At 67.0% G+C, this 3,652-nt stretch carries 3 protein-coding genes; 1 reads left to right on the forward strand and 2 read right to left on the reverse strand.

Annotated elements, in window-relative coordinates; genetic code table 11:
- Positions 1-927, forward strand: a 927-nt coding sequence (locus VFC51_14920) for an LLM class flavin-dependent oxidoreductase (protein HZT08315.1), incomplete at its 5' end; no start/stop codon positions are given.
- A gap of 225 nt (positions 928-1,152) precedes the next feature.
- Here VFC51_14920 and VFC51_14925 read toward each other — a convergent pair.
- Complete coding sequence (locus tag VFC51_14925) at positions 1,153-2,061, reverse strand: fumarylacetoacetate hydrolase family protein (protein HZT08316.1); 909 nt, start codon at positions 2,059-2,061, stop codon at positions 1,153-1,155.
- The coding region (locus tag VFC51_14930; protein ID HZT08317.1) for an FAD-dependent monooxygenase at positions 2,019-3,652 on the reverse strand (1,634 nt) is incomplete at its 5' end. The genes VFC51_14930 and VFC51_14925, both read right to left, overlap by 43 nt.

Genomic DNA, 3,652 nt, shown 5'->3' on the forward strand with positions numbered 1-3,652 from the left:
CACCATTTCCACCAATACGGCGGGATGATGCCGGCCCTGTCCACGATGCTCGCCGCAGTCTCGCAGCACACCACGCGGGTGAGGCTCGGCACCTCGGTCGTCGTGCTTCCGCTCCACCATCCCCTCGAGGTCGCCGAGCAGCTCGCGGTGCTGGACCTCCTCTCGGGCGGACGGGTCGAGTTGGGGATCGGGCGCGGCTTCGTGGCCCACGATTACGAGGTGCTGGGCGTGAACTACGCAGACGCCCAGGAGCGCCTGATGGAGAGCATCCAGGTCATCCTGAAAGCCTGGTCCAATCGCTCCTTCAGCCACGCCGGTCCGTACTATCAGCTCGAAGAGATGGAGCTGTGGCCTCGACCGGAGCAGCGACCCCACCCACCCATCTGGATGGCCGCGTCCAACTCGCCCAAGAGCTTCGAGTACATCGGCACCCAGGGCTACCGCCTCCTCACGATCGGCTACCTCAAGCCCATCGCGGCGCTGGCGGAGCTGACGCGGATCTACCGCGAAACGTGGGCCGCGGCTGGTCGGGCTGAGCCGCCCACCATCGGCACCCACTACCACGTCGTCGTCGCCGAGGACCGCGCGGAGGCGCGCGGGATTGCCGAGAGCGGACTGCGCGAGCACGTGCGCTTGAACCGTGCCTCCCAGTACCTCTCGAAGCTCCCGGCAGCGCCGTCCAACGCCGGCATCGACATCGAGCAGCTCGTCGACGAGGGCCGACTGATCGCCGGCGATCCGGACGACTGCGCGCGGTCGCTGCGCCGCATGGCGGAGGAGATCGGCTGCACCGAGGCGCATTGCCTGTTTCAGTTCGGCGACGTGCCCTTCGCAGTGGCGAACCGATCGATGGAGCTGTTCGCGGCGGAGGTCATGCCACGGGTCCAGCAGGCCGAGCTGGCGCGCGTTTCAAACGGAACGTCGTGAGCCATCTCAGGCAGGCGGAATCCTTCGGGCGCGCCCTCGAGCTGACAACGTCCGCCGCGCTCTCGCGGCGAACGGGCTTCGCTCGCCCTCCGACGAGATCACACGCTGTCTCCGCCTGTCATGCTGAACGCAGTGAAGCATCTCACGGCCGCGGGGTGGCTCCAGCTGCGCCCTCGGGCTGACACGTTCTCACACGCGCTCAGGGCAGACGCGTTCAGAAACTGATCAGCCCCTGTCCGAGGCCGCGACGACCCGCAGGTTCATCGCACCGATGCGCTCGATCTCCGCCCGCATTGTGTCCCCGGGCGCCAGGCTCCGCTGAAACTCCGGCGAGTCGGGATTGCCGGTTGCGATGAGATCGCCGGGATAGAGCGTTCCCACGCGCGACAGATAGCTCACCAGACGGGGAACGCCGTTGATCATCGCCTCGGTCGTCGCCGACTGCGTCAGCTCGCCGTTGACCCAGAGCTGGGCGAGGAGCCCTTGGGGATTGGGGATCTCGTCGCGCGTGGCAATCCACGGGCCAATGGGCGCGAACGTGTCATACCCCTTCCGCACGCACCGCGTGCCGATCAACGCTGACGGAGCCTGGATCGCCGCGTACGTGCGCGCCGTCATATCGAGGATGATGGTGTAGCCGAACACCGCGTCCATCGCCTCGTCGACGGACACATTTCGGCACTTCTTCCCGATCACGACGCACAGCTCCAGCTCCGGGAACACGGCCTCGGCATCCTTGGGGATGACGACAGCATCCTCCGGCCCGATGACCGCCGAGGGTGGCTTCAGGAACGCCATCTCGAGCAGCGCATCGGGGCTCACTTCGGTCGCGGCTCCGCGGCCGGCGGTGTCGGAAATGCCCGTCCCACCGCGCCGGTAATTCGACGCGGCAGCCCAGATCTTCGACGGCACAGGCACCGGCGGGTCGAGTCGCGTGTGGTCCGCCTGGACGACCGTGACCCTCTCCGCGGCCTCCGCGATCGCGCTCTTGAGTGCGTCGTACCGGGTGATGAGATCGATCATCGACGCGCCGCGCATCAGGGCGCCACGCTGCGCCAGCGCATCACCGATGAGGATGAACGCTTTGTCTGTTACGACGGCGAGATCGTTGCCTTTGATTGAGGCGATTCGCACGCGGCGTCTCCTTTCGTGTTCGTCATGGCGCCCCGAACGCGGTCGAGCAGCCGGCCAGGATCCGCCGGCGGCGTGTTGGATCGCCAGGCGACGTGACCATCGGGGCGCACGAGGACCAGCGCCGTTTCGTACAGCTTGGCGATCCCGGGATCACGGACCTCCACGACGCGAAATGGCACGCCACGTTCGTCCGCGCAACGCTGCAAATCTCGCGCATCGTATGGCTCAACGCCCAAGCACAAGAGGACGAAACCATCGCCGAAGTAGTCGAGGGTCGAAATGCCCGGCCGCACCCATGCGTGCGGCGCGCGCGTGCCCGGCCGCGCAGAGGGAATGAACGACGGCGCCTCATATGAAATGGGTAGCGATCCATCCGGCACGACGATCGGCGAAGCGTCGTAGCAGTACCCGAGCTTCGCCTGCTCCGAGATCGGCTCGGTCACGGCGCGCTTTCCGTCGAATGCGCGTCTGAACCGCTCCCGGTGGGCGGCGCCGTCCGACGAATCCTCCAGCAGCAGCGGGCCGCCCGGAAGGGCCATAGTCTCCTGGTAGACGCGACTCGACGCGGTCACGCTCGTCACCGCTACCGGCTTCCGCTCGATCTGGTACGCGTCGAGGAGGACCTGCCCGCCCCACCCATCGAGCACGGCCGCCAGCTTCCACCCCAGATCCACCGCGTCGCCAACGCCCGTGTTCATGCCGAGCCCGCCGGTCGGGGACATCTGATGGGCCGCGTCACCGGCGATGAACACGCGACCTGATCGGAATCGGTCCGCCACCAGCTCGCGCCGCTTCCAGGGCAGCACCGACAGCACGTCGTACGGGAAATCGACGCCGGCAGCCCGTCGCATGCACGCGGCTACATCGAACGCATCCACCGGTTGGTCCGGATTCGCGTCGAGGACCGTCAGCCGATACAACTCCTTGCCATCGATCGCGATCATGTCGCCCCAGTGCCCCTCTGGACCCACCAGCCGATAGAACCGAGACCAACCCTTATCGTGCCGATGGATCAACGCCGGCGACCGAAAGTAGATGCTGACGCTATAGCTCAACATCCCCGATCCCGCATACGCCACGCCCATCGCCTTCCGTACGTGGCCGTCAAAGCCGTCGCACCCCACGAGGTACAGGGCATCGATCACCTCGAGACGGCCTGTCGCGCCGTCGCGGACCGTCGCACGCACACAGCCGGCATCCTGATCGAACGATTCCAGCTCCGCGCCATACCGCAGGCTGACCGTCGGAAGGGTCGCGGCGTGTCGCCGCAGGATCGGGTCGAAAAAGATCTGCGGGCAATGCCGCGTGCCCTCGGGCGAATAGGGGACCTCGCCGCGCATCGCGTAGCTCGGATAGGGCTCGCGGAACAGCTCGAATCCGGCGAGGCTGGTGACGTAGACGAAGTCGCCGGGAAGGGTCTCCGGCCAGCCGGCCGCTTTAACCTCATCGACGATCCCCCACCGACGGCAGAACTCCACGGTGCGGGTCGTGAGCTGCGTCATCTTGGGCACGGGAACGCTGCCATCGCCCCGCTCCACGAGGACGCAGCGCACGCCGCGCGTTCCCAGCTCGATGGCCAGCGCGAGCCCGA

This window comes from Chloroflexota bacterium, assembly GCA_035652535.1.
GTDB lineage: Bacteria > Chloroflexota > UBA6077 > UBA6077 > SHYK01 > DASRDP01.